The organism is Streptomyces sp. MA5143a (assembly GCF_900290235.1).
GTDB lineage: Bacteria > Actinomycetota > Actinomycetes > Streptomycetales > Streptomycetaceae > Streptomyces.
Window position 1 is genome coordinate 54,018 of record NZ_OLMK01000077.1, and the last position, 23,963, is coordinate 77,980.

19 protein-coding genes are annotated in these 23,963 nt (G+C 74.6%); 15 read left to right on the forward strand and 4 right to left on the reverse strand.

The genetic code is table 11. The annotated features are described in order from the left end of the window. Positions 1–8: 8 nt before the first annotated feature. From SMA5143A_RS30630 to SMA5143A_RS30670, 9 genes are all read left to right on the forward strand, one after another. Positions 9–686 carry a class I SAM-dependent methyltransferase gene (locus SMA5143A_RS30630; protein WP_107466091.1) on the forward strand — a complete coding sequence of 226 codons (678 nt, stop codon included), beginning with the start codon at positions 9–11 and terminating at the stop codon, positions 684–686. Then, the gene (locus tag SMA5143A_RS30635; RefSeq protein WP_107466017.1) at positions 683–5,167 is read left to right on the forward strand and encodes an alpha-(1->3)-arabinofuranosyltransferase domain-containing protein; all 4,485 of its coding nucleotides are present in this window, start codon (positions 683–685) and stop codon (positions 5,165–5,167) included. The genes SMA5143A_RS30630 and SMA5143A_RS30635 overlap by 4 nt, the downstream gene beginning before the upstream one ends. Continuing rightward, on the forward strand, positions 5,164–6,486 hold the full coding sequence (locus SMA5143A_RS30640; RefSeq protein ID WP_107466018.1) for a condensation protein: 1,323 nt from the start codon (positions 5,164–5,166) through the stop codon (positions 6,484–6,486). The genes SMA5143A_RS30635 and SMA5143A_RS30640 overlap by 4 nt, the downstream gene beginning before the upstream one ends. Further along, a complete protein-coding gene (locus SMA5143A_RS30645; RefSeq protein ID WP_258193825.1) occupies positions 6,486–7,280 on the forward strand; it encodes a class I SAM-dependent methyltransferase in 795 nt (264 codons plus the stop codon). The genes SMA5143A_RS30640 and SMA5143A_RS30645 overlap by 1 nt, the downstream gene beginning before the upstream one ends. A gap of 14 nt (positions 7,281–7,294) precedes the next feature. After that, positions 7,295–8,209 (forward strand): hypothetical protein, encoded by a 915-nt coding sequence (locus tag SMA5143A_RS30650; RefSeq protein WP_107466094.1) that lies wholly within the window; start codon positions 7,295–7,297, stop codon positions 8,207–8,209. Then, complete coding sequence (locus SMA5143A_RS30655) at positions 8,206–8,445, forward strand: Trm112 family protein (RefSeq protein WP_107466019.1); 240 nt, start codon at positions 8,206–8,208, stop codon at positions 8,443–8,445. The genes SMA5143A_RS30650 and SMA5143A_RS30655 overlap by 4 nt, the downstream gene beginning before the upstream one ends. Further along, a complete protein-coding gene (locus tag SMA5143A_RS30660) occupies positions 8,442–9,260 on the forward strand; it encodes an FkbM family methyltransferase (protein ID WP_107466021.1) in 819 nt (272 codons plus the stop codon). The genes SMA5143A_RS30655 and SMA5143A_RS30660 overlap by 4 nt, the downstream gene beginning before the upstream one ends. Beyond that, positions 9,235–9,831 (forward strand): hypothetical protein, encoded by a 597-nt coding sequence (locus SMA5143A_RS30665; RefSeq protein ID WP_181362071.1) that lies wholly within the window; start codon positions 9,235–9,237, stop codon positions 9,829–9,831. Before SMA5143A_RS30660 ends, SMA5143A_RS30665 begins: the two co-directional genes overlap by 26 nt. Before the next feature lie 177 nt (positions 9,832–10,008). After that, positions 10,009–10,920 carry an MEDS domain-containing protein gene (locus SMA5143A_RS30670; RefSeq protein WP_107466024.1) on the forward strand — a complete coding sequence of 304 codons (912 nt, stop codon included), beginning with the start codon at positions 10,009–10,011 and terminating at the stop codon, positions 10,918–10,920. An 86-nt stretch (positions 10,921–11,006) separates the two neighbouring features. Here SMA5143A_RS30670 and SMA5143A_RS30675 read toward each other — a convergent pair whose 3' ends face one another. The 3 genes from SMA5143A_RS30675 to SMA5143A_RS30685 all read right to left on the reverse strand — a co-directional run bounded on the left by SMA5143A_RS30675 (position 11,007) and on the right by SMA5143A_RS30685 (position 15,524). After that, complete coding sequence (locus SMA5143A_RS30675; RefSeq protein WP_107466026.1) at positions 11,007–13,442, reverse strand: ATP-binding protein; 2,436 nt, start codon at positions 13,440–13,442, stop codon at positions 11,007–11,009. Positions 13,443–13,596: 154 nt separating this feature from the next. Further along, on the reverse strand, positions 13,597–14,490 hold the full coding sequence (locus SMA5143A_RS30680) for an ATP-grasp domain-containing protein (protein WP_258193826.1): 894 nt from the start codon (positions 14,488–14,490) through the stop codon (positions 13,597–13,599). A gap of 113 nt (positions 14,491–14,603) precedes the next feature. Continuing rightward, positions 14,604–15,524 (reverse strand): DUF3152 domain-containing protein, encoded by a 921-nt coding sequence (locus tag SMA5143A_RS30685; protein ID WP_258193835.1) that lies wholly within the window; start codon positions 15,522–15,524, stop codon positions 14,604–14,606. A 541-nt stretch (positions 15,525–16,065) separates the two neighbouring features. Here SMA5143A_RS30685 and SMA5143A_RS30690 point away from each other — a divergent pair. The 5 genes from SMA5143A_RS30690 to SMA5143A_RS30715 all read left to right on the forward strand — a co-directional run bounded on the left by SMA5143A_RS30690 (position 16,066) and on the right by SMA5143A_RS30715 (position 22,508). Continuing rightward, positions 16,066–17,115, forward strand: coding sequence for a MerR family transcriptional regulator (locus SMA5143A_RS30690; RefSeq protein ID WP_107466032.1), 1,050 nt, complete (start codon positions 16,066–16,068; stop codon positions 17,113–17,115). A 262-nt stretch (positions 17,116–17,377) separates the two neighbouring features. Beyond that, positions 17,378–18,862 carry an acyl-CoA synthetase gene (locus SMA5143A_RS30695; RefSeq protein ID WP_258193827.1) on the forward strand — a complete coding sequence of 495 codons (1,485 nt, stop codon included), beginning with the start codon at positions 17,378–17,380 and terminating at the stop codon, positions 18,860–18,862. Next, complete coding sequence (locus SMA5143A_RS30705; RefSeq protein ID WP_258193828.1) at positions 18,855–20,417, forward strand: carboxyl transferase domain-containing protein; 1,563 nt, start codon at positions 18,855–18,857, stop codon at positions 20,415–20,417. Before SMA5143A_RS30695 ends, SMA5143A_RS30705 begins: the two co-directional genes overlap by 8 nt. A 213-nt stretch (positions 20,418–20,630) precedes the next feature. After that, entirely contained in the window at positions 20,631–21,668 is a 1,038-nt protein-coding gene (locus tag SMA5143A_RS30710) for a rod shape-determining protein (protein ID WP_107466096.1), read from the forward strand. Between the two features lie 351 nt (positions 21,669–22,019). Beyond that, positions 22,020–22,508: a hypothetical protein gene (locus tag SMA5143A_RS30715; protein ID WP_181362072.1), complete on the forward strand. Its 489-nt coding sequence runs from the start codon at positions 22,020–22,022 to the stop codon at positions 22,506–22,508. Between the two features lie 48 nt (positions 22,509–22,556). Here SMA5143A_RS30715 and SMA5143A_RS30720 read toward each other — a convergent pair whose 3' ends face one another. Then, positions 22,557–23,471 (reverse strand): DUF4231 domain-containing protein, encoded by a 915-nt coding sequence (locus SMA5143A_RS30720; RefSeq protein WP_107466037.1) that lies wholly within the window; start codon positions 23,469–23,471, stop codon positions 22,557–22,559. Positions 23,472–23,732: 261 nt separating this feature from the next. Here SMA5143A_RS30720 and SMA5143A_RS43170 point away from each other — a divergent pair, with 261 nt between their 5' ends. Continuing rightward, the gene (locus tag SMA5143A_RS43170) at positions 23,733–23,906 is read left to right on the forward strand and encodes a hypothetical protein (RefSeq protein WP_181362073.1); all 174 of its coding nucleotides are present in this window, start codon (positions 23,733–23,735) and stop codon (positions 23,904–23,906) included. Positions 23,907–23,963 lie beyond the last annotated feature (57 nt).

Below are 23,963 nucleotides of genomic sequence, written 5' to 3' on the forward strand. Positions count from 1 at the left end.
GGGCCTTCATGAGGGAGCAGGACGACCCCGCGTCCTGCTACGCGCTGCTCGCCCGGGACGCCGTCGACCAGGTCGCGGCGTACGGCGGGGCCCTGGAGGGCCGCACGGTCGTCGATGTCGGCGGGGGCAGCGGCTACTTCACGGAGGAGTTCCGGCGCCGCGGGGCGCACGCGTACCTCTTCGAGCCGGACCTCGCCGAGCTGGGGACGAAGCCGCCCGACGGGGCGGTGGTCGCCGACGGGTATCTGCTGCCGCTGGCCGACGGGGTCGCGGACGTCACGTTCTCGTCCAACGTGCTGGAGCACGTGGCGGATCCGCCGACGTTCCTCAGTGAGCTGGTGCGGGTGACCCGGCCCGACGGGCTGATCTATGTGTCGTTCACCAACTGGCTGTCCCCGTGGGGCGGCCACGAGTGGGCGCCCTGGCACTACCTGGGGGCGGAGCGGGCGCGGGCCCGCTATCGGCGCCGTACCGGGAAGGACGCCAAGCACACGCTCGGCGAGAACCTGTTCGCCGTGCACATCGGACGCACTCTGCGGCAGGTGCGCGCACGGGACGACGTGACGGTCGTGTCGGCGCGCTCCCGCTACTGGCCGTTTCTCGCGGAGACCGTCGTGAAGGCGCCGGGCCTGCGCGAGTTCGCCACCTGGAACCTCCTTCTCATCCTCCGGCGGTGTGCACCATGACGAGCACGGTCCAGGCTCCACCTCCCGCGCCGGTGCGGCCGGCGGGCACGACGGGGCGGCCCCCCGAGGGGCGTCGGTCGCGCCGCTGGCTCCTGGGGTTCTGGGCCGTGGTCTTCGTGCTGCTGGTCCTCGCCCGGCCCGGGCGCCAGACCTTCGACACCAAGCTCGGGGTGACCACCGACCCCTGGCAGTTCGTGTCCGACCTCGGGCAGTTGTGGCACGACCGGGGCGGGTTCGGCGGGATCCAGGACCAGTACGTCGGCTATCTGTGGCCGATGCTGCCCTACTACGGGGTCAGCGATCTCGTCGGGCTGCCCGTGTGGCTCGCCGAGCGGCTGTGGATGTCGCTGATCGTGTCGGTGGCCTTCTGGGGCGCGCTGCGGCTGGCCGAACGGCTGAGGATCGGGAGCCCGGCATCGAGGCTGGTGGCGGCCGCCGCGTACGCGCTGTGGCCGGTGTTCACCACCGTCGTCGGGTCGACGTCGGCGGCCGCGCTGCCGGGGGCGTTCCTGCCGTGGGTGCTGCTGCCGCTGACGAACGAGCGGTACGGCGCACGGGTGGCCGCGCTGCGGTCGGCGCTGTTCGTCCCGTTCATGGGCGGGGTCAACGCCGCCTCGACCCTCGCCTCGCTGCTGCCCGTGGGCCTGTACCTGCTCAGCCGGCCGCCGGGACCACGCCGGCGGAGACTGATCCTCTGGTGGGTGCCGGGGGTGATCCTGGCGACCCTGTGGTGGGTGGTGCCGCTGCTGCTCCTCGGCCTCTACGGGGAGAACTTCCTGCCCTACGTGGAGACGTCGCAGACCACGACGGCCACCATGTCCGCCACCGAGGCGCTCCGGGGCGCCGGGAACTGGGTGGGCTATCTGCACTTCGGGGAGGCATGGCTGCCGGCCGGCTGGTCCGTGGCCGCGTCGGCGCTGGTGATCCTGTCGTCGGCGCTCGCGGCGGGCCTCGGCCTCGCCGGGCTGGCCCGGCGGGACCTGCCCGAGCGGCGCTGGCTGGTGCTGACCGTGCTGACGGTCGCCCTCGTCACGCTCGCCGGGTACGCGGGATCGTTCGGGGCGCCCTTCCACGGGGTCGTCCAGGACCTGCTGAACGGGGCCCTCGTGCCCTTCCGGAACATCTACAAGTTCCAGACGGGGCTGGCGCTCGCCCTGGTCCTGGGACTCGCGCACCTCGTGGGCGTGGCCGCGCGGGAGCGCGGGGCCCGGCGGGTGCGGGGGCGCGGGTTCGCGCCGCTGGTCGCGGCCGTGGTCGTCCTGCCGGGGCTGCTGTGGCCGTACCTCAACGGGTCCGTGCTGCAACCGGGCTCGTTCCAGGAGCTGCCGAAGTACTGGCGGGCCACGGCCGACTGGCTGGAGAAGTACTCCCCGGACTCCCGGGCCCTGGTCGTGCCCGCCACCGCGCACGGCATCCACACCTGGGGCTCCACCATCGACCAGCCGCTGGACGTGCTCGCCGAGTCCCGCTGGGCGCAGCGCGACTACGTGCCCTTCGGCACGCCCGGCAACCGGCGCGCGATGGACGCCGTCGAGCAGGCGCTGCTGACGGGCGCCGAAGTGCCGGGGCTGGCCGACTACTTGAGCAGGGCGGGCCTGTACTACGTCGTCGTCCGCAACGACCTGGACCCCGACCAGATCGGATCCGTGCCCACCACCACCGTGAAGCGGACCCTGGAGCAGTCCGGGTACGAGCGGGTGAAGGGGCTCGGGCCGGTGATGACCGGCGGGGTGATCGCCGAGAACACCCCCTTGCAGGTGGAGGGGTTGTACGCGCGGCAGCGGGCCGTGGAGATCTACCGGCCGGCCGAGGACGTGCCGCGTCCCGGGCAGGCCGGGCTGAAGGGGATCGCGGACACCGCCGTCGTGTCCGGCGGCCCGGAGTCGCTGCTGCCACTGGCCGCCGACCCGTCGATGCGGGACCGCGCGACCGTGCTGACCGGCGACAACCATCCCGGTCTCGGCACCCCGGCCGTGCAGGTGGTCGGCGACGGGCTGCGGCGCGCGGACACCCGCTTCGGCCTGGTCAACGCCAACACGTCGTACACGTACACGGCCGACGAGCGGAACCCCAGTGGGAGCGTGCAGGACGCGGGCGGGAAACCGCGGCAGATCCTCCCCCTGACGGGGCTCGGCCATCAGACGGTGGCGGAGCTGCGGGGCGCGAAGTCCGTCACCGCGTCGACGTCCGGCAACTGGCTGTTCCACCTCCCCCAGTTCGACCCGGTGAACGCCTTCGACGGCGACCCGGCGACGGCCTGGGCGGAGGGTGCGCCGGGGTCGGCCAACGGGCAGTGGCTGCGGATCGACTTCGAGGACGCGCAGGACCTCCCGTCCACGTTCGAGGTCACCCCGCTGCCGCAGGACGGGGTGCGGTCGGCGCCCACCCGGATCAAGGTGGAGACCGAGCGGGGCTCACGGTCGACGAACCTCCAGGCCGACGGCTCCACCCAGAGGGTCAGCGTCCGTCCGGGCGAGACGAACTGGCTGAAGATCACGATCCTGGACTCGGCGGAGCGGCACACCGGGCTGGTCGGCGCGGGCTTCTCCGAGATCGAGATCCCCGGCGTCCAGGTGACCCGGACCCTGCGGCTGCCGACGGACGCCCAGGGCCCCGACCACACGGGCGCCCCCGCCGAGGTGGTCTCGCTGCGCCGCGCCGCCGACCCCACCGGGCTCTCCCCGACGGGCACCGAACCGGGGCTGCACCGCGTCTTCGGCACGACCACGGCGGGCACGTACGAGGTGAGGGCGAGCGCCGTGCCCGTGCCGGGCGCGGAGCTGGACAAGCTGCTGTACGAGGTCGCCCCGGAGCAGGAGAACCGCATCACGGTGACCGCCGACTCCACCGCCTCCCTCGGGGCCGGGCTGTCGCCGCGCAATCTGACCGACGGGGACCTGACCTCCGCGTGGATCGCGGGCGACGACCCGACGCTCCATCTGCGCTGGACGGGCAAGCAGCCCATCGGCTCGCTCGTGCTGGCCCCGGCGGGCGGTCTGTCCACCCGGGCGACCAAGGTCGCGATCAGCTCCCCGGACGGCGCGGCCGTCGCCGCCGTCGACGAGAACGGCTGGGTCCGCTTCGACCCGATCACCACCGACCGCCTCGACATCACCGTCACCGAGACGGCCCGGCTCACCGTCCACAACCCCGTCGCCGGTGACGACCTGCGCCTCCCGGTCGGCCTGGTCGAGGCGTACATCCCGGCGCTCGCCCCCTACCGCACCGAGCAGCCCGCCCCGACCCTCGACGTCGACCTCCCGTGCGGCGAGGGCCCGGTCGTCGAGGTCGACGGCAAGCGGTACGAGACGAGCGCGAAGGGAACCGTACGGGACCTCACCGAGCGCCGCCCGCTGGACCTGACGCTCTGCCAGAACGACCGGCCCGACGCGGCGTTGGAGCTGGGCGCCGAGGACCGTCACACCGTCGACTCCGACGACTCGGGCGCCCTCGCCGTCACCGAGGTCACGCTGACCCGCGGCACGGTCACCGCGCCCGCCGCCACCGGACGCGACCTGCGGATACGGGACTGGCTGGGCGACCGCCGCGAGGTGACCGTCGGCGACGGCGCCGCCTCGTACCTCACCACGTACGAGAACTACAACGACGGCTGGAAGGCCACCCTGAACGGCCGGGAGCTGACCCCGGTACGGCTCGACGGCTGGCAGCAGGGCTGGCGGATACCCGGCGGGTCGGGCGGCGCGGTCAAGCTGTCCTACGAGCCGTCCGTGACGTACGAGGCCGGGCTGATCGGCGCCGGGGTGGGCCTCGCGGCCCTCGTCGGGCTGGCGCTGTGGCGGCGCCGGGAGCCCAACCCGGACGCGCCGCAGCCGGCACCGCCGGCCCCCGGCCCGTGGCTCGGCACGGTCGCCCTCACCCTCGTCGGCATCGTGATCGCCGGCTTCCTCGCGCTACTCGTCCCGCTGCTGGCGCTCCTCGCCCGGACGCGGCACGCCCTGCTGGTGCCGATCGCGTTCCTCGCGCTCGCCGGGGCGGGCGTCGCGGCGGCGACCGGAGCGGGCGAGCCGGTGGCGGCGGACCAGGGCGCGTTCGGGCCGGTGGCCCAGCTGCTCGCCCTGCTGGGCCTGTTCGCGGCGCTGGTGAGCGTGGGGGCGGGAGCCGAGCCGTCCCCGGACCGGCCCGGCTCCACACGGGAGTTCCAGGTACCGCCGGGGGCGGAGGAGCCGACGGAGCCGTTGCCGCGGCGGACCCGGACCACCGGCCCCGCCGCGAGCCAGACGATCTCCGCGCGCGGACCCGGCGCCCCGTACCGGGAGCCGGACACGCCGACCCGCGGGATCCCCCTCATCAAGCCGAAGCGCGGGGCCGCAGCACCGGCGGACGGCGGGGGCGGTGCGGCCCCTGCGGGCGAGGCCGGCGCCGCGGGTGGTGCGGGCGCCGCGGGTGGTGCGGGCGCCGCGGGTCGTGCCGGCGCCGTGGACGACAACGACGGCGTCTCCGGGAGGGGCGAGCGGACATGACCACACTGGACCATCCGGCCCGCGACGACGCCGCCCGAGGCCCCGTCCGCATCCCGTTCCCGGTCGTCGACGAGGTCTCCCGCCACTGCCTCCAGGAGGAGGAACCCGAGACCGTCCACATCGAGGTCCATCTGCCGGGCCCCCTCGCCCCCGACCGCCTCCGGGAGGCGTTCACCGAGGCCCTCCACCGGCACCCCCGCAGCCTGATGCGCCAGGCCCCGGCGCACTGGTACAGCCGCCGCTACGAGTGGGAGCTGACGAAGGAGCCGGAGGTGGAGGTGGTGAGCTTCCCGCCCCCGGGCCCGGACGCCCTGCGGGACGCCCGCACCAGGTCCCTGACCCAGGCCCCACCGCTGTCCCTCTCCCCGCCGATCCGCCTGGAGGTGGTCGCGGACGCGGGCCCGGAAGGTGAGGGCACCGTCCTCTTCCTCACCATCAACCACACCGCCCTGGACGGCCCCGCCTGCCTCCGCATCCTCGCCACCGCGGCCGAGCTGTACGGCGGCGAGGACAACGCCCCCACCGCGCCCCCGGTCCGCGCCACCACCCCCGACCTGCCCCTCGCCGGTCCCGAGACCCCGTCCACCTGGGCCCCGCCCGCCCGAGTCGCCCCCGGCACGCCCGAGCCCTCCCCGGGCAACGGCCTGCTCGTCACCGAACTGCCGGTGCCCCGCCGCCCCAGGTCGGCCCCGTACACCGTGAACGACCAGCTCATGGTCACCACGGCCCTGATGCTGGCCCACTGGAACCGGGAGCACGGTGCCCGCCCGCGCCCCTTCCGCATCACCATGCCCGTGGACGACCGGCCCCGCGACACCCGCATGCCCATCGGCAACGGCACCCGTCTGGTCGACGTCGCCTTCCTCCCGGATGAGGTGGACCAGCGCCGCACGCCCACCGCCGTCCTGCTGCGCCGCACGGCCGACCGCACCCGTGCCCTGAAGTCGCTCAGCCGACCCCAACTGGGCCACGGCGCCTCGCTCCTGACCGCGCCCGTCGTCCCCGTCTCCTGGCGGGCGGCCCTCACCCGGGGCCTGCGCCGGGCGGCCGCCCCCTGGACGTCGACGACCCTGCTCAGCAACATCGGCCGCATCCCGTACTCCCTGGACTTCGGTCAGGAGGCCGGCCGCGCGCACGCCGTGTGGTTCTCCGCGCCCGCCCGCATGCCACGCGGCCTCACCGTCACGACCGCCTCCACGGCGGGCCGTCTCCACCTGGCCCTGCGCTGGTCCCGTGCCCTGCTCGGCCACGGCGACGGCGCCCACCTCCGCGACCTCTTCGAGCACTACCTGCACGCGACGGAAGAGGACACCCCCTGATGTCCACGAAGACACCGAGGACACCGAGGACAGCGAGGACAGCGACCCCGGCGGCCACCACGGACCGCCCCGGGCTGCGGGACTTCTACGAGGACCCGACCGTTCCCGTCGCCTCCGGCAGCCCCCGCACTCTCCGCCAGGCCCGGATGCTCGCCGAGGCGCTCGGCCCGGCCGCCCACGGCGCCCGCACGATCCTCGACATCGGTTGCGGCGACGGCACCGCCGCCGCCACCGCCGCGCCCCTCCTGCCCGGCCACCGCCTCATCGGCATCGACTGGTCCCAGGACGCCCTCCGCCGCGCCCGCACCCGTCTGCCGTACGCCGTGCGCGGCGAACTCACCGACGGGGGGCTGCCGTTCCGGGCCGAGTCCGCCGACGCCGTGCTGTTCAGCGAGGTGATCGAGCACCTCGTCGACCCGGACGCGGCGCTCGACGAGATCCGCCGCGTGCTGCGCCCGGGCGGCCATCTGATGCTCTCCACCCCGAACCTCGCCGCCTGGTACAACCGGGCCCTGCTGCTCGCGGGCGTCCAGCCGGTGTTCTCGGAGGTCAGCCTGCGCGGCATCCACGGCCGGCCGGGCACGGAGGTCGTGGGCCATCTGCGGCTCTACACGGCCCGCGCGCTCAAGGAGTTCGTGGCCGCGTCGGGCTTCGAGGTCGTACGGCTGCGGGGCGCGCCCTTCCACGGCGTACCGCGTCCGGTGCGCCCGCTGGACCGGCTGGTCTGCGCGGCCCCGTCGGCCGCGTCGATCCTGCTGCTGCACGCGCGCAGGCCGTCGACGCGGGGCGCGTGACCATGTGGTGGGGGGTGGCCGCGGCCCTGCTGGCGAACGCGCTGTACAGCACCGGGTTCGTGCTGGAGAAACGGGCGCTCGGCGCGCTGCCCCAGGTGTCGGTGCGGCAGCCGCTGAGACTGCTGCGGCTGGTCCTCGGCAGCCCCCTGTGGATCGGGGGTTCGCTGTCGCTGGCCGCCGGGTTCGGGGCGCAGCTCGCCGTGTACCGGACGCTGCCCATCGCCGCCGCCCAGGGCATCTTCGTCTCCGGGCTCGTGCTGCTGGTGCTGCTGTCGGCGCGGCTGCTCGGGGAGGAGACGACGGGCCGGGAGCGGTACGCGCTGGGCGCCATCCTCGCCGCGCTGCTGATGGTGGTGCTGTCGCTGGACGAGGGCTCCGACACGGTCAGCCGCGACGCGCCGTACGCGCTGGTCCTCACCATCTGTCTGCCGTCGCTGGCGCTGGGCGTGTGGCTGTACCGGTCCGCGGAGCGGCGCGCCCGGCACCGGCACCGGCTGCCGACCACGGGCGTCGAGTACGGCGTGGCCGTGGGTCTGCTGTACGGCGTCAGCTCCCTCGCGATCAAGGGGGTGTCGAGCCGACTCACCGTCGGTGGGGTCGGGGACGCGGTGGTCGCCGTGCTGCGTTCCCCGTACCCGTATCTGCTGCTGTTCACCGGCGCGTTCGGCCTGGTCATGTCGCAGGCGGCGCTCCAGCGCTGCCGGGCGTCGCTGATCGTGCCGGTGTGCACGACGGTGACCAGCCTGTTCACGGCCGTGCTCGGCACGCTGTCGTTCGGTGAGTCGCTGCCGGACGATCCGCTGCGGCTGGCGCTGCGGCTGTCCGGCACGGTGCTCGCGGTCGGTGTCCTGCTGAGCATGCCCAAGCACGACGCGCCGCCGTCGGCGCCGCAACCCTCCACCCCCGCCAAGGAGCTGACCCCGCCATGAACCCCGACGACCCGTTGCTTCAGATCCTGGCGTGCCCGCTCGACAAGGGGCCGCTGCATCTGGTCGTGCCCGAGGAGGGCGCGGACGAGGCGTCCCGGGCACCGGAGTCGCTCTACAACCCGCGGCTGCACCGCCGGTACCCGATCGTCGACGGCATCCCGCAACTGCTGCCGTCCTCGGGCGAGCAGGTCACGGAGGACGAACACGAGGAACTGCTGAGGAGGATGTGTTCATGACCACGCTCGCCGCCCGGCTGGCCCCGCTGCTGCCCGACCGGGCGGTCGCCGCGACCGCCCGGTTCGTCTATCCCCGGTTCGAGCCCGAGCTGGCCCGGCTCGACGAGCTCTGTCCGCCCGGCTGCGGCACGGCCGTCGACGTCGGCGGCTGGTACGGCCCGTGGACGCACCGGCTCGCCCGGCGGGCCGCGCGGGTGGTGACCGTCGAGCCGGTGCCCCGGCTGGCCCGGCTGCTCGTCGCGGGCGCCCCCGGCAACGTCCGGGTCGTCCAGGCCGCCGCGTCCGACCGGCCGGGCACCGCCCGGCTGTGGCTGCCGCCCGGCGACGACGGCGGGCGGGGTGTGTCGTCGCTGGTCCGCCGGGACATCCACGCCCGCGCCCTCGACGTCCCGTGCGTCACCCTCGACGGGCTCGGCCTGAGCGAGGTCGGCTTCGTCAAGATCGACGTGGACGGCAACGAACTCGCCGTGCTGCGCGGTGCCTCAGCGACCCTCGCCCGTGACCGCCCGGCCCTCTTCGTCGAGCTGGAGTCCCGTATCCAGCCGATCGCCCCGGTCGTCGACCTCCTCACCGGCCTCGGCTACACCGGCTGGGTGCTGCCCGCCGGGACCTGGCACCGGCTGAACCCGGCCGTGCTGGAGGCCCACCAGGCGCGCACGTCGTACGTGGCGTCGCACGGTCTGCTGCGCCGGGTCCTGCCGTTCGGGGGACCGCGGTACGTGAACTCGGTGCTGTTCCTGCCGGACGGGCGCCGACCGGGCGGGGGGACGGTGGGGGAGCATGGCTCCCATGCCCTCCGCGAAGCGCCCCGGTAGCCCCTCGGGTCCGTTCACCCCGCTCGACTTCCAGCTCGTGCTGCTGCGGCGGATGGCCGACCACAATCCCGGGCTCGTCGAGGAGGCCCGGCGGGAGCTGGGGGTGTCGATCGCGGAGATGCGCGAGGCGAACAAGCGGTGGCAGGCGATGGTCCGCTCGCCCCGGGCACGGGGCGCCGCCGCCCGGTACCGGTCCGTGTTGGGCGCGCCGGAGTCCGTGGCGCCGCGCCGCATCGGCGACCTGGACTGCGAGGCCCGGCTGTGGCCGGTGCCGCTGTGGCCGGACCTCCGGTTCGAGGTGCTGGTCGGCCCGGACGGGGCGGTCTGGAACGAGTGGCTCGTCCGGGCACCGGGGGCCGCCGGCCCCGCCCCGGCCACCCTGGAGGACCTCACCCCGTGGTCGTGCACGGTCGACGAGGTGGCCCGCGCGTTCGCCCCGGCCCGGCCGCTGGAGGGGACGGCGCCGACCCGCTGGGGGCTGGCGTTCGCCGCCCCGGACGCGCGGGGCACGCGACGGGAGGTCGTCGCCGAGTTCACGTGGGGACTGTTGCAGCGGGTGAGTGCCCGGTAGGGCCCGCCGCCGGTTCGGGTCCGGGTCGCGGTCACGCGTGGGGAACGTGACCGTTCATCCTTGCCCCTCATTCGCTCGCCGCCGGACCCAAGTCGACCAGTCGTGATCATCCCCTCAACGGCGGCCCGCGAGGGCTTAACCTCCGCGCAGAGTCCCGTACCGCCAGGAGGCGCCCCCATGTCGTCCGAACGTTCCGCGGAGCGTCGCATCGTGTCCGTCGACGCGCTGCGGCTGGGGGACCACGCGTGCATGGGGACGGCGGACGTGGCCGGGGAGTCGCCGTGGAAGGTGTTCACGGCGTACACCCGGACCAGTCTGGCGCGCCGGGAGAAGGTGCTGCTGGTGATGGACCCGGACGACCTGACGGACGACGAGGTGGTCACCCTGGTGGACGGGGGCACCGGACAGGCCGTGGCGGCGCGGGACAGCGGTCAGCTGGTGCTGCGGCGGAACACCGAGATGTACGTCCCCGACGGCCGCTTCGAGAAGGAGCGCACGATCGACGCGTACCGCGCCGAGGTCGACCGCTCCTACGCGGAGGGCTGGTCGGGGCTGCGGGTCACCGCCGACATGAGCTGGGCGCCCCGCGTCCGTCTCGCCCCGGAGCGGCTGCTGGACTACGAGGCGTCGGTGGCGCCGCTGTTCGCGGACCCGAGGTTCACCGCGATCTGCTGGTACGACCGGCGGCGGTTCGCTGACGAGCTGACGGCCCGGGTCACGGAGGTGCACCCGGTGCGGGCCGTGGAGCTGCTCGACTCCCCGCCGGTCACCGGGACACCGGAGGGCGCCAGGATCGCCGGTGGGGCGGAGCCGGGCACGGGCCCGGAGTTCGTGGAGGCCCTGCGTGAGGCGCTGAACCACCGGGACGACTCGGGGCCCGGCCACGTCGTCCTCGATCTGCGGGACCTGTGCTTCATGGAGGCGCACTGCGCGTGGCAGTTGATCAGTCTCGCCGCGTCCCTGCCGTCCGGCAGCGCGGTGACCGTGCGCTGCGGGGAACTGCTCGCGCTGGTGCTGGAGCAACTGGGCGCGGCGGAGGTGCCGCAGCTCGTGGTCAGGGTGGAGGACGAGGCGGCGGCCGCCGGGTGAGGCGTGGAGAGCGGCATCCCAGGCCGTGTCCGACAATGCGCGTCGTCGCCCGGAGGGCGAGGCGGACGGGAATCGTCGGACACGGCCTACGACCACGAGCGCGCGCTGAACCAGGCCGCCACCTGGCTGCGGTTGTGGAACCCCAGCTTGTTCAGGATCCGTTCGACATGGCCCTCGGCGGTGCGGCGGGCGATGACGAGATGGTCGGCGATCTGCTTGTTGGTGCGGCCCTGGGCGACGAGGGCGGCGACCTGGAGTTCCCGCCGGGTGAGCGGCACGGGCTCGGCGGGGAGCCCGGTGGTCACGGCGGTGTCGGGGGCACGGCTCCCGGCCGGCGTACGGGCGTCGCGCAAGCCGGGTGCGGGCCCGTCGGCCACGGCCGGGGCTGGCCCCGTGCGCCCGGCCGGGGCGGGCCGGCCGCCGTGCACGGCAGCGCCGGAGGAGGCGGGGCCCCTGCGTGGGCCGGGGGTGGGGTCCTCGCCCACGGTCGCCGTCGCCTCCGCCCTCCCGTCGAGGGCGTACGCCACCGTCTCCTCGGGGGACAGGGCGGCGCCGCGTCGACGGGAGCGTTCGTAGGCGTGGTCACCGAGGAGTTCACGGGCCCGGTGTTCGGCGGCGCCCAGCTGGCCAGGTCGCTGGGCGGCCGTGGGGTCGCCGCCGATGGCGTGCCAGATGCGGTCGACGGCGCCGTGCAGGACGGCGGCCCGCTCGGCCCGTCCCGCCATGGCCTCGGCGGCGGCGAGCAGGGCGAGGGTGCGGGCGAGGCTCTGGTGCTGGCGCTCGGTGTACGGCAGCCGCAGGCAGGCGCGGGCGTGCCCGGCGGCCCGCTCGTACTCCCCGGCCGACCAGTGGGCGAGGGCGAGCGTGCGCAACGCCCAGGAGCGGGCCCACTGTTCGCCGTGGGCCTCGCACAGGGCGACGGCCTCGGCGCACAGCGGGATCGCCTCGGCGGCACGGCCCCGGCTGACGAGGGTGCAGGCCAGCTCGATCCGGGTGAGGACGACGAAGGAGGCGTGGGACGTCCGGACCAGGCCGGGGCCGAGGACGACGGGCGGCGGCGCGGGCACCGGGAGTTCGGAGTCGTCGGCGGACGCGGCCCGGGTGGGGTCGAGACCGGCGAGGACGGCGGCCGAGCGGCTGTGCACCAGTGAGGTGAGCGCGCCCGCCCACAGGGCGCGGGTGAGGGACCCGTCGGGTCGGGCCCCGGCCAGCAGCGCGCCGTCCATCCAGTGCCGGCCCTCGCCCCAGATGCCGTACGCGACCCAGTGGAACCACAGGGTGGAGGCGAGCCGCAGCCCGTGCTGCGCCTCGCCGGGGGTGGTGAGGCAGAAGTCCAGCGCGGCCCGGAAGTCGTCCTGGTCGATACGGAGCCGTTCGGTGATGCCGACCTGGTCGGGGCCGAACCAGGCCCGCTCGTACGCGGCGCCCAGCCGGGCGAAGTGGTCGCGGTGCCGCCGCCGGGTGGCGATCGTCTCCCCGAGGTCGTTCAGCTTCTCCAGGCCGTAGTCGCGCAGGGAGACCAGCAGCCGGTAGCGGACCCGGCCGTCGTGCTCCTCCCGGACGAGCACGGACTTGTCGACGAGCCCGGCCACCGCGTTGAGCACGTCGCCGCCGCAGACGGCCTCGGCCGCGGCCAGGTCGAAGCCGCCGACGAACACCGACAGCCGGGCCCAGACCGCCTGTTCCTCGGGGGTGCACAGCTCGTGGCTCCAGTCGACGGCGGAGCGCAGCGTGCGGTGGCGGGGCGCGGAGGTGGGGCTGCCGCAGGTGAGCAGCTGGTAGCGGTCGTCGAGGCGTTCGACGAGCTGGTCCACGCCGAGGGCGCGGACCCGTACGGCGGCGAGTTCGATGGCGAGCGGCAGCCCGTCGAGGCGCCGGCACAGACGAGCCACGGCCCGCTGGTTGGCCGCGCCGACGGTGAAGCCGGGGACCACGGCCGCCGCCCGGTCCGCGAACAGCCGCAGCGCGGGGAAGGTCTCGACGGCCTCGGGGCCGACGTCCTCCGCCGGGGGCGCGGGCAGCGGCGGCACCTCGAACAGCCGCTCCCCGGCGACCCCGAGCCGGTGCCTGCTGGTGGCGAGGATCCGTACGCCCTCGGTGGCCGCCAGCACGGTCCCGGCGAGCGTGGCGCAACTGCGCGGCAGGTGTTCGCAGTTGTCGAGCACGATCAGTGACCGCCGGTCGCGCAGATACTCGACGAGGACGTCCAGCGGCGGCCGTACGGTCTCGTTGCGCACCCCGAGCGCGTCGTTCACGGCGTGCGGGACGAACGCCTCGTCCCGCAGCGCCGCCAGCGGCACGAGCCACACGCCGTCCGGGAAGGCCCGCGCGACCTGTTCCGCGACATGTCCGGCGAGCCGGGTCTTGCCCACCCCGCCGGGTCCCGTCAGCGTCAGCAGTCTCCCCGCCGACAGCAACCGTCTGACTTCCGCCGCCTCGTCCCGCCGCCCCACGAAGCTCGTCAGCTCCGCCGGGAAGCCGGAGGTGCGCCGCGACTCCGATCCGCACACGACCCTGGTCACGCCCTCACTTGTGGTTGCCGTACAGGCTGTTGTAACCGTGAAGACCAGCCACCGGGCACGGGCGGGCCGCCGGGGAACCGGATTTGCCGCCGGTTCGGGTGAGCGACCGGAACCGTCCGAGGAGGACGCCGGGGCAGGGCCCCGGGCCGCGACGTCAGCGTGCGGCGGCCGCCAGCACCGCTTCGACGACTCGTCCCACCGACTCCGTGTGCAGCCACAGGAACAGGTTCGGCTCGACGAGCTCCAGTTCCATGACGCACGGCCGTCCGTCCGACCCGGTGACGAGGTCCACCCGCGCGTACAGCAGCTCCGGTTGCCCCGGCACCGCCGCCAACGCCCGCCGGGCCACGGAGAGTTCGTCCTCGGTGGGCGTCCAGCGCCCCAGGTCCGGGTGGGCCACCTTGTCCTCGTCGTAGGCGGTGCCCGGCGACAGCACCGCGCCCTTGCGGCTGGCGTGCAGCAGCCGGCCGCCGAAGAACTGAAGCGCCCGCTCCCCGTCGGTGTCGATGCTGGCCACGAACGGCTGCACCATCGCGGTGAGCCCCTCGGCGTGCATCCGCTCGACATGCCGTACGGCGATCTCCCGCTGCTCCGGCCCGGCCCCGTACCGCGCGGCGAACCGGGCCCCGGCCCCGGACGTCGGCTTCACGACGTACTCGTGGGCGTCGGGCAGCTCCACGGGGTCGCCCGGCGCGAGATAGGAGGTCGGGACGACGGGCACCCCGGCGCGCGCGAGGTCGCCGAGGTACCGCTTGTCGGTGTTCCAGCGGACGACGTCGGCCGGGTTGGCGAGCCTGGTGGCCCGGCCGCACTTCTCCACCCACGCCGTGAACTCGGCCGCCCGCCAGCTGTAGTCCCAGGTGGACCGGATGACGACGAGGTCGTGGGCCGACCAGTCCACGTCCGGGTCGTCCCAGTGCACGGCCTCCGCCTCGGCGCCGGCCGCGCGCAGCGCGCCCACCAGCACCGGCAGATCCCGGTCGGCACTGGCCTTGGCGCCGGGGTCGTAGGTGGCGAGGGCGATCCGGGGGGCGGCGGTGCGGGCCACGGGGACTCCGTTCTCGTACGGGGGCCCGTACATCCGTCCAGGCGTGGACGGCTGCTCGGGCAGCTGGCTCTCCCGCGCAGGCTAACAACCGGGGGCACCGGACCGGGCACCCGTCACGGCACGGCGGGCCCGGTGATGAGCCTCCCCTTCGCGTCGTAGGGCCAGACGTTGGGGACGCAGCCCTTCATGCCCTTGATCTGCTGCATCATCGCGGGGGCGGGCCTGCCCCGGCCGGGGCAGCCGACGTGGCCCTCGCCGAGGAAGTGGCCGACCTCGTGGTTGATGATGAGGGCGCGGTAGGCCGTGACGTCGTCGGCGTAGACGGGGGTGGCCAGCTCCCACCGCTTGAGGTTGACCATGACGTTGTCCTCGACGTTGCAGTTGACCTCGCCGCGGGTGTTGAGGCCGTACGCGCCGCAGATGTCGTCGACGGTGCCCGGCGTGGCGACCTTCACGACGAAGTCGGTGGCGCCGCCGGAGACCCGCTGGAACGCGGAGTCGCCGCTCGCCGTCCATCCGCGCGGGTCGCCCAGGATGCGCTCCACCTCCTCGGCGACGTCGGCGGCGGACAGGGACAGCCCCTTCTCGACCTCGACGCGATAGCGCAGGACCTTGCCGTCACCCACCTTGGGGCCACTGCCGGGAGCCCTGGCGAAGGTGCCCGGCCCGGTCTCGGGGATGGTGCGCCCGGACGGCGACGGCGACGGCGAGGCGGAGCGCCCGGCGGAACCGCCGGAGGAGCCACCGGAGCCACCGCCCGCCGACTCGTCGCTCGGCTCACCGCTCGCCCCGTCGGTGGAGTCGTCGGCCGAACCGCCCGTCGAACCGCCCGTCGAGCGGCTCGGTGACGTGCCGGGCGGGACGACGCGCCCGCGCTCACCGTCGGCCCCGGTCCCCGCACCCGCGCCCGATGTGCGCCGGGACCGCTCCGGTTCGGGCTCGGCGGAGACGGCGGACCGGCCCCCGGCGGACTCCTCCCGGTCGACGGGCGCCCAGCCCACGGCCGCGAACCCGGCGGCGCCGAGGACGGTGATCGCTCCCAGCCCGCCCCACAACCGCCCGCGTCCCGGACGCCCCGCACCCGACCGCCCCTTCCCGCGGCGACCGTGGCGGGCCCGGCGGCCCCGGCCCACACGGCTGTCGACCTCACCACCGCTGACCGCTCGGCCGCCGCCCTCGCCACCGTTGCCCGTGCGGGCGTCGTCCTCCGGCACCGTCCCGACGCCGTCCTCGGTGTCACCGGGTTCGCGGTCCCGGCCAAATCGTGCGGGGGCCTTGCGGCGGTGCCCGCCGCCCTTGGCCCGACGTCCGGCGGGCTCCGCGGAGCCGCTCCGGCGGCGACGGTCAGGGGAAGGCGTTGCTCTGCGCTCGGTCATGTTCCTTCAGAGTGTGATCAGGTTGTGATCGGATGAGACCCATTCGATCACGAAACGATAACGGATGACCGGCATAGTTCCGAACACGCGCTTGACCTTCACCTTTGGTGAAGCCCCAGCATCGAGAGCGGAACGAGGAAGAGTCGGTGCACGATGAACCGGCCTGCGCAAAGGGGGAGTTGTGGCCGAATCAGGGGCCATGCTGACGATCGGCGCGTTCGCGAAGGCGTGCCGGCTGTCGCCCAAGGCGCTGCGGCTCTACGACGAGTTGGACCTCCTGCGCCCGGCGCGGGTCGACCCGGACACCGGCTACCGCTACTACGCCACGGGGCAGTTGGAGCAGGCCCGGCTGGTGGCGTGGCTGCGCCGCCTGGGCATGCCGCTCGCCCGTATCCGTACGGTGTGCGCGCTGCCGCCCGGCCCCGCGACCCGGGAGATCCGGGCGTACTGGGCCGGGGTCGAGGCCGACACGGCGGCCCGGCGCGAGCTGGCGGCGTTCCTCGTGGACCACCTCACCGACACACCGGGAAGGAACACCACCATGCTGGAACTTCGTTACGCCGCTCTCTCCGACACCGGACGCGTGCGCGCCGCCAACCAGGACACCGCGTACGCCGGCGACCGCCTCCTCGCCGTGGCCGACGGCTTCGGCCCCGGCGGGGCCCCCGTGAGCACGGCGGCCGTGGAGGCGCTGAAGACCCTGGAGCGCGAGCCACTTCCGGCGGGCGACGTGCTGAACGTGCTGGAGGACGCCGTACGGAGCGCCACCGACGCCGTACGGGAGAGCGCGGCGACCGAGGACGACGGCACCACCCTGACCGCGCTGCTGTGGACCGGCTCCCGGCTCGCCCTCGTCCACATCGGCGACTCCCGCGCATACCTCCTCCGCGGCGGTGAACTGTTCCGGATCACCCATGACCACACCGTCGTCCAGTCCCTGGTCGACGAGGGCCGGCTGACCCCCGAGGAGGCGACGACCCACCCCCAACCGGCGCTGCTGCTGCGGGCGTTGACGAGCCGCGCGGACACCTCCGCCCCGGATGTGCGACTGCGGGACGCGCACCCCGGCGACCGCTACCTCCTGTGCTCCGACGGGCTCTCCACGGTCGTCGCCGACCCGGACATCCGACGCGTCCTCGGCTCGTCCGGGACCCCTGCGGCAGCCGTGGACGCCCTCGTCGCCGAGGCGAACGGGGCGGGCGGACCGGACAACGTCAGCTGCGTGGTGGCCGACGTGGTGGAGGGGTAGCCACGGCGGGGCCGCCTGAGGGGGCGAGGGGGGGGAGGACGGGGAGGCGGCCGAGGGAGAGAGGGCTCGGGCCGGTGTCGCCACGAACGGTGCGCTGGTGCCGACGGTGGTGGGGCTGGTACTGCTCGTGCCGGGAATCGGGTAGGCCCCCATGGACCGCCCGGACCCTCAACCCTCAGCCCCCACCCTCAGCTCCCGACCCTCACCCCTCAGCTCCCGACCCTCACCCTTCGCCTCCCGCAGCGACCAAGGAGTACGACGCGTGTCCCCCCTCTTCCCGGACCTGGCCCTGCCCGTCCCGCCCGACCGTCCCGCCCTCCGCTTCGGCGACCGTTCCCTCACCTACGCCGGTCTGGCCGCCGCGGCGGGCGCCCTCGCGCCCCGCCTGCGGGACGCGGGCCGCGTGGCCGTGTGGGCAACGCCGACACTGGAGACGGCGGTCGGTGTCGTCGCCGCGCTGCTCGCCGGGGTCCCCGCCGTACCGCTCAACCCGAAGTCGGGCGACAGCGAGCTCGGCCACATCGTGAAGGACAGCGCCCCCACCCTGATCCTGACGGCGCCGGGCACCGAACTCCCGGCCGCGCTGGGCGACTTGGCACGCGTGGACGTCGTAGACGTCGAGGACGTCGAGGACGTCGACGCCGCCCCGGGCCGCGGAGCCCCGTACGCCGTCGAGGACGTCCCGGACACCGCCCCCGCCCTCGTCGTGTACACCTCCGGCACCACCGGGCCGCCCAAGGGCGCCGTGATCCCCCGCCGCGCCGTCGCGACCACCCTGGACGCCCTGGCGGACGCCTGGCAGTGGACCGGCGACGACGTCCTCGTCCACGCCCTGCCCCTGTTCCATGTGCACGGCCTGATCCTCGGCATCCTGGGCCCGCTGCGCCGCGGCGGCTCGGTGCGTCACCTGGGCCGGTTCGGCACCGAGGGCGTGGCCCGGGAGCTGAACGCGGGCGCGACCATGCTGTTCGGCGTGCCGACGATGTACCACCGCGTCGCCGAGGCCCTGCCCACCGACCCGGACCTCGCGAAGGCCCTGGCGCGGGCGCGGCTGCTCGTCTCCGGTTCGGCCGCGCTGCCCGTGCACGACCACGAACGGATCGCGGCGGCCACCGGACGCCGGGTGATCGAGCGGTACGGCATGACGGAGACCCTCATGAACACCAGCGTCCGCGCCGACGGCGAACCCCGCGCCGGCACGGTCGGAGTCCCGCTGCCCGGCGTGGAGTTGCGGCTGGTGGAGGACGACGGCACCCCGCTCACCGCGTACGACGGGGAGTCGGTCGGCGAGATCCAGGTGCGGGGCCCGAACCTCTTCACCGAGTACCTCAACCGCCCCGACGCGACCGCCGCCGCGTTCACCTCGGACGGCTGGTTCCGCACCGGCGACATGGCGGTCCGCGACCCCGACGGCTACGTCCGCATCGTCGGCCGCAAGGCCACCGACCTCATCAAGAGCGGTGGCTACAAGATCGGCGCGGGCGAGATCGAGAACGCGCTCCTCGAACACCCGGCGGTGAAGGAGGCCGCGGTCACCGGCGCGCCCGACCCCGACCTCGGCGAGCGCGTGGTCGCCTGGATCGTCCCCGCGGACCCCGGCGCCCGCCCCACCCCCGACGAGCTGGCCGCCCACGTGGCGGCGAGGCTGGCTCCCCACAAGCGGCCCCGGACCGTCCACTACCTCGGCTCCCTCCCCCGCAACGACATGGGGAAGATCATGAAGCGGGCGCTGAAGACGGATGACTGACCGCCGTTTCTCGGCCCGCGAGGCCATCGCGTTCCTCACCGACGACTTCACCCGTCTCCCCGCCCCGCCGGAGGAGTACGCCCCCGACGGCCCCCTCGCCTGGCAGGGCTACGACACGGCCCGCGCCCGCGCCGCCGAACGCACCGGGGAGGAGGAGTCGGTGGTGTGCGGCGTGGCCACGATCGGCACGCCGCCACCCCCGTCCCCTCCCGCGCAGGCCACCGCCTCCGCCCATGCCGCCGTCTCCACCCCTGCCTCCGCACCCGACCCTCTCCCTGCGCCCGCAGCCGCACCCCCACCCGCACCCGCACCCGCACCGGCCGCAGTCCCCGCCGAGCCCGCCGGCCCGGCGGGGGCGGTCCGTGCCGTCCTCATCGCCTTCGAGTTCGGCTTTCTCGGCGGTTCCCTCGGCGAACGCACCGGCGACCGGCTGGAGTCGGCGTACCGGTACGCGCGGGAGCACCGTCTGCCGGTCGTGTCGCTGGTGGCGACCGGCGGCAGCCGGATGCAGGAGGGCATGCGCGCGCTGACCCAACTCCAGCGGGTGGCCCGCCAGTCGGCCCTCACCCGTGCGGCGGGCCTCCCCCAGATCGCCGTACTCCGCGACCCCACGACGGGCGGCGGCTGGGCCACCCTGGGCGCCGGCGCCGATGTCGTCCTCGCGCTCCCCGCCGCCCAGGTCGGCTTCGCCGGCTCGCGGGTCCGCCCGCCGGACGCCGACCCCGCCGCCTACACGGCCGAGGCGCAGCGGGATGCGGGCGCGGTGGACGCGATCGTGGCCGCCGAGCACCTCCGCGAGACCCTGACCCGCTGGCTCCGCCTCCTGACCGCCCCTTCGACGACCCCGGCCCCGCCCCCGCCCCACCTGCCGACGCCGCCCCCGGCCACCACGCCGGCCACGGGCGCCCCGCCCCCGAGCGCCCCGCGTCCCCTCCCCGCCACCGGCTGGGAAGCCGTGGAGCGGGCCCGCTCCCCGCGCCGCCCGCGCGCCGACGCCTACCTGGACGCCTACTTCACGCACCGCACGGCCATCAGCGGCGACCGGGCGGGCGGCACCGACCCCGGCATGCTGTGCGGCTTCGGCGAGCACGAGGGCCGGACGATCGCCTACGCGGCCCAGTGCGGCACCGCCACCCGCCCGGCGGGCTACCGCACCGCCGCCCGACTGATCCGCCTGGCCGACCGGCTCGGCATCCCCGTACTGACCCTGGTGGACACCCCCGGCGCGGCGAACGACGCCGAGGCGGAACGCCAGGGCACCGGCGCCGCCATCGCCGACCTGTTCACGGCCGTCGCCACCGCCCGTACCCCCGTCACCACCCTCGTCATCGGTGAGGGCGGCTCGGGCGGCGCCCTCGCCCTCGCGGCCCCCGGCAACACCTGGGCCACCCCCGACAGCTACTTCTCGGTGATCGCCCCCGAACCGGCCGCAGCGATCCTCAAACGCCCGGAGAGCCAGGTCAGGGCCACGGCCGACGAACTCCGCATCCGTCCACAGGACTTGGTGGACCTGGGGGTGATCCGGGGCATCACGAGCCCGGTGGCCGGAGGGTGACCCGCGGGCGAGTGGCCTCGTGACCGGAGGGCGACGGGCGGGCGACCGAGGTGACCGGGTGTCACAGAAACCACCCGTCCAGCCGCACCCCACCCGGCCCAGCCCAGCGGGCACCCGGCCCCCCGCCCGCGCACGATGCAAGGGAACCAGGGAACCGCCACCCGGCGGCCCGCACGGCCCGTGCTCTCGGGAGGATCCGCCGCCATGACGACCATGACCGCCAGTCTGGAGCAGCTGCGCCGCTGCCATTTCGCCGTCGACCTGGGTGCGGCACGGACCCGTGTCTATGTGAAGGGCGCCGGGCTGGTGGTGGACCAGCCGAGCGTGGCCGCCGTGAACACGAGGACGGGCGCGCTGATCGCCGTCGGCGAGTTCGCGGAGAAGATGACGGGCCGTACGCCCGACTACATCCGCGTCGCCCGGCCCGTCTCCGGTGGCACGGTGGTGGACATCGACATGGCCCAGCGGATGCTGCGCCAGCTCCTCGGCGACAAGGTCCGCCGCACCCTGCGCCGCAAGCCCGTGCTCCGGGCGGCGGCCTGCACCCCGCACGACGCGGACCCCCTCGCCCAGCGCGCCACGATCGAGACGCTGGTGGGTCTGGGGGCGCGCCGGGTGGAACTGGTGGACACGCTGATCGCGGCCGCGGTCGGCTGCGGTCTGCCCGTGGAGCAGCCCGAGGCGACCATGATCATGGTGTGCGGCGCCGCGGCCACCCAGCTCGCCGTGCTCTCCCTGGGCTCGGTGGTCAACGCCGTGCGCATCCCGGTGGGCGGCGAGGCCATCGACCACGCGATCGTGCAACACCTGCGGCTGCGGCACGAGCTGACCCTGCCCAGCCAGTCGGTACGGCCGCTCCAGCTGGCCCTGTCCGGCAACGGCCTCACCCCGCACGGTCCCGCCTCCACGGAGATCCACGGCCTGGACGTGGCGACGGGCCTCGCCCGTTCCGTGCAGGTCGACACGGCGGCCGTGCGCGACGCCATCCAGACGCCGCTGACGGCGGTCGTCGACGGCATCGGCAAGGTCCTGCGCGACTGCCCGCCCGATCTGGTGGCCGATCTCGCCGACCGCGGCATCATGATGGTCGGCGGCAGCGCCCTGCTCCCCGGCTTCGACCAGATGCTCCGACACGCGACGGGCATGCCGGTGGCGATCGCCGAGCGACCGGACGTCTGCGCGGCCCTCGGAGTCGGCGCGATGCTGGAGGGCCGCCTCGAACCCATCTCCCTGGACCCGGTGGGCGACTGACCCTCAGCAGCGGCACACGGGCCGCCCCGGCCCGCTTCCCAGCCCGGCCCCGGCCTCAGCACCCCGCCCCGGCCGTCCGCCGGACGGCCACGCGGCGGACGGCCGCCCCTCGCCGTCCGTCGTTCGCCCGCCGCCCCCCGCCGTCCGTCGTTCGCCCGCCGCCCCCGCTCGCACCGGCGGCGGCGGCATTCGAGGCATGCGGGGGCGGTCGGCGGCGGGCCGGTCGCCCGCCCGTCGCCCCCGTGAGCCCATGACGCCCCACCGAACGCCCGTACGTGTCGTTCTCGCTGAAGTCCCGCGCGGCTAGGGTGGGTTGGACGACCGCGGTCGGCCACGGAGGTGAGCGCACGGATGCCAGGGCCCGTGACCCGGATCGGCATCACCGGACATCGGCAGATCCCGGAGGCCGCCCTGTCCACCGTACGGTCCGGCATCCGGTCGGAGCTGCGCAACCGTCCGACGGCCCGGGCCCTCAGCAGCCTCGCCGCCGGAGCCGACCAGTTGTTCGCGGAGATCGCCCTGGACTGCGGTGTCCCGCTGACCGCCGTGATCCCCGGCATGGACTACGAGACGCACCTGGGCGGCGACGAGGTACGGGCGGAGTACCGCCGGCTCCTCAAATGCTGCGCGGACCGCGTGGAGCTGCCGTACGAACACACGCACGACGAGGCGTACTACGCGGCGGGCCGCTACATCGTCGACCACGCGGACCGCATGGTCGCCGTCTGGGACGGCGCCCCGGCGCGCGGCCTGGGCGGCACGGCCGACATCGTCGCGTACGCGCGGCGGACGGGCGTCCCGGTGACGGTGCTGTGGAGCCCCGGAGTACGCCGAGCCTGACGCGTCGACAGCGGCGCCGGGCCCTCGCAGAAGCCGACCCGCGCGCCCTCAGGACCCGAACCGCACGAGCCAGTCCGTGTGCTGGGGGGAGACCAGGCGCTCGGCCTCGGCGACGGCGTCGGCCCAGCCGTCCTCGGTGACCGTGGTGCCCATGGCGACGCGATGGGTGTCGAGGTCCTGTTCGACGAGTTTGTGGGCGTAGGTGAGCGGGCGGTGCCGGCGGACCTCCTGCCAGGCCACACCGGCCGCGGCGGCGGCGCTGAGCACGCCGGTCGGGTCCCAGCGGCTGCCGATCGCGCCGAGGGCGCGCAGCACGGCGGTGATCAGGGCCAGCCCGGTCAGTGTGGTCGTGACGCCGGACCAGCGCACGGAGGCCTGGTGGGCCTGCCCGGCCTTGCCCCCGTACCAGGCCAGTTGCTCCAGCACCCGGTCCCGGAGGTAGATGTCCCGCCGCGCGGCGAACCGCTTGGCGCGCACCGCCCGCATCCGGGGGGTGATCTGCCCGAGCCCGAGCTCGGCGGAGCTCTCCCGAGGGTCGTCCCACCCCACCTTCCGCAGCTCGCTCAGCCGCTCCTCCAGCCGTTCGGCGAAGAGGGCCTCGGGGTTGACGTGCCGTGAGTGGAAGGGACCGCCGTGCACCATGTACTGCCAGGCCAGCGACTTGATCACCTCGGCGGCGGCGCGATGCGCCTGCCAGTGCACCCGGGCCCGGCGCCGGGAGGCGTGGATCCCGATGGCGATGGTCGCGGCGTACAGCACGGCCGCGACGGCGGACGGTATCCGACTCCCCACCCGCTCCGCGAGCGAGGCGGTCCCGGTGGCGAGCAGCAGCGTGAACAACTGCCTCCGCACGATCCGGAACGACTCCCCCTGATGGACCAGCGCGAGCTGATCGCACACGTGGAACAACGGGGGTAAATCACGATCACTCACCGTGGTGCTCGGGCCGGGCGTGGCAGCCATAGAAGGACCTCGCACAGATGTCTGGAGACAAACGGGCAGATCATGCTCTCGTCAATCTGCAAACTCCACCAGAGCGCCCCGCATCCGCACATACGCCCAAGGCACCCTTTACCTCGGGAGGCGTGCATGGTATAGGGCGTGCATGATAGAAACGTCACCCACAGTGTCGTCCTAACCTCAATGACCAGGCCCTCGCCACGGGATCTCGTCGGCCAGGGACCGATGACAGCACGTTGGTCCCCTGATCCAGACGGGAAAGACATGAACCCTTCGCTCACGACGTCGAAGCACCGGCCGGACGCGGCTCGACCGGCCACCAGGCGAACGCCCTCCCTCCAGGCGATCGACTCGCGCGCCCTGCACGCCCAGCGGTCCACCGATCGGCTGATCGACCCTCGCGAGACGCAGCGCCCGGGGTTCAACTCGGCCGTCTGAGCCCAGCCCCTCACCGACCCCAACCTCCTTGATCAACAAGGAGGTTGGGGTTTTGTG

Coding starts and splice junctions, on each gene's coding strand:
- SMA5143A_RS30630 (WP_107466091.1), top strand. CDS start 9: ATGAGGGAGCAGGACGACCCCGCGTCCTGCTACGCGCTGCTCGCCCGG.
- SMA5143A_RS30635 (WP_107466017.1), top strand. CDS start 683: ATGACGAGCACGGTCCAGGCTCCACCTCCCGCGCCGGTGCGGCCGGCG.
- SMA5143A_RS30640 (WP_107466018.1), top strand. CDS start 5,164: ATGACCACACTGGACCATCCGGCCCGCGACGACGCCGCCCGAGGCCCC.
- SMA5143A_RS30645 (WP_258193825.1), top strand. CDS start 6,486: ATGTCCACGAAGACACCGAGGACACCGAGGACAGCGAGGACAGCGACC.
- SMA5143A_RS30655 (WP_107466019.1), top strand. CDS start 8,206: ATGAACCCCGACGACCCGTTGCTTCAGATCCTGGCGTGCCCGCTCGAC.
- SMA5143A_RS30660 (WP_107466021.1), top strand. CDS start 8,442: ATGACCACGCTCGCCGCCCGGCTGGCCCCGCTGCTGCCCGACCGGGCG.
- SMA5143A_RS30665 (WP_181362071.1), top strand. CDS start 9,235: ATGCCCTCCGCGAAGCGCCCCGGTAGCCCCTCGGGTCCGTTCACCCCG.
- SMA5143A_RS30670 (WP_107466024.1), top strand. CDS start 10,009: ATGTCGTCCGAACGTTCCGCGGAGCGTCGCATCGTGTCCGTCGACGCG.
- SMA5143A_RS30690 (WP_107466032.1), top strand. CDS start 16,066: ATGCTGACGATCGGCGCGTTCGCGAAGGCGTGCCGGCTGTCGCCCAAG.
- SMA5143A_RS30705 (WP_258193828.1), top strand. CDS start 18,855: ATGACTGACCGCCGTTTCTCGGCCCGCGAGGCCATCGCGTTCCTCACC.
- SMA5143A_RS30710 (WP_107466096.1), top strand. CDS start 20,631: ATGACCGCCAGTCTGGAGCAGCTGCGCCGCTGCCATTTCGCCGTCGAC.
- SMA5143A_RS30715 (WP_181362072.1), top strand. CDS start 22,020: ATGCCAGGGCCCGTGACCCGGATCGGCATCACCGGACATCGGCAGATC.
- SMA5143A_RS30720 (WP_107466037.1), bottom strand. CDS start 23,471: ATGGCTGCCACGCCCGGCCCGAGCACCACGGTGAGTGATCGTGATTTA.
- SMA5143A_RS43170 (WP_181362073.1), top strand. CDS start 23,733: ATGAACCCTTCGCTCACGACGTCGAAGCACCGGCCGGACGCGGCTCGA.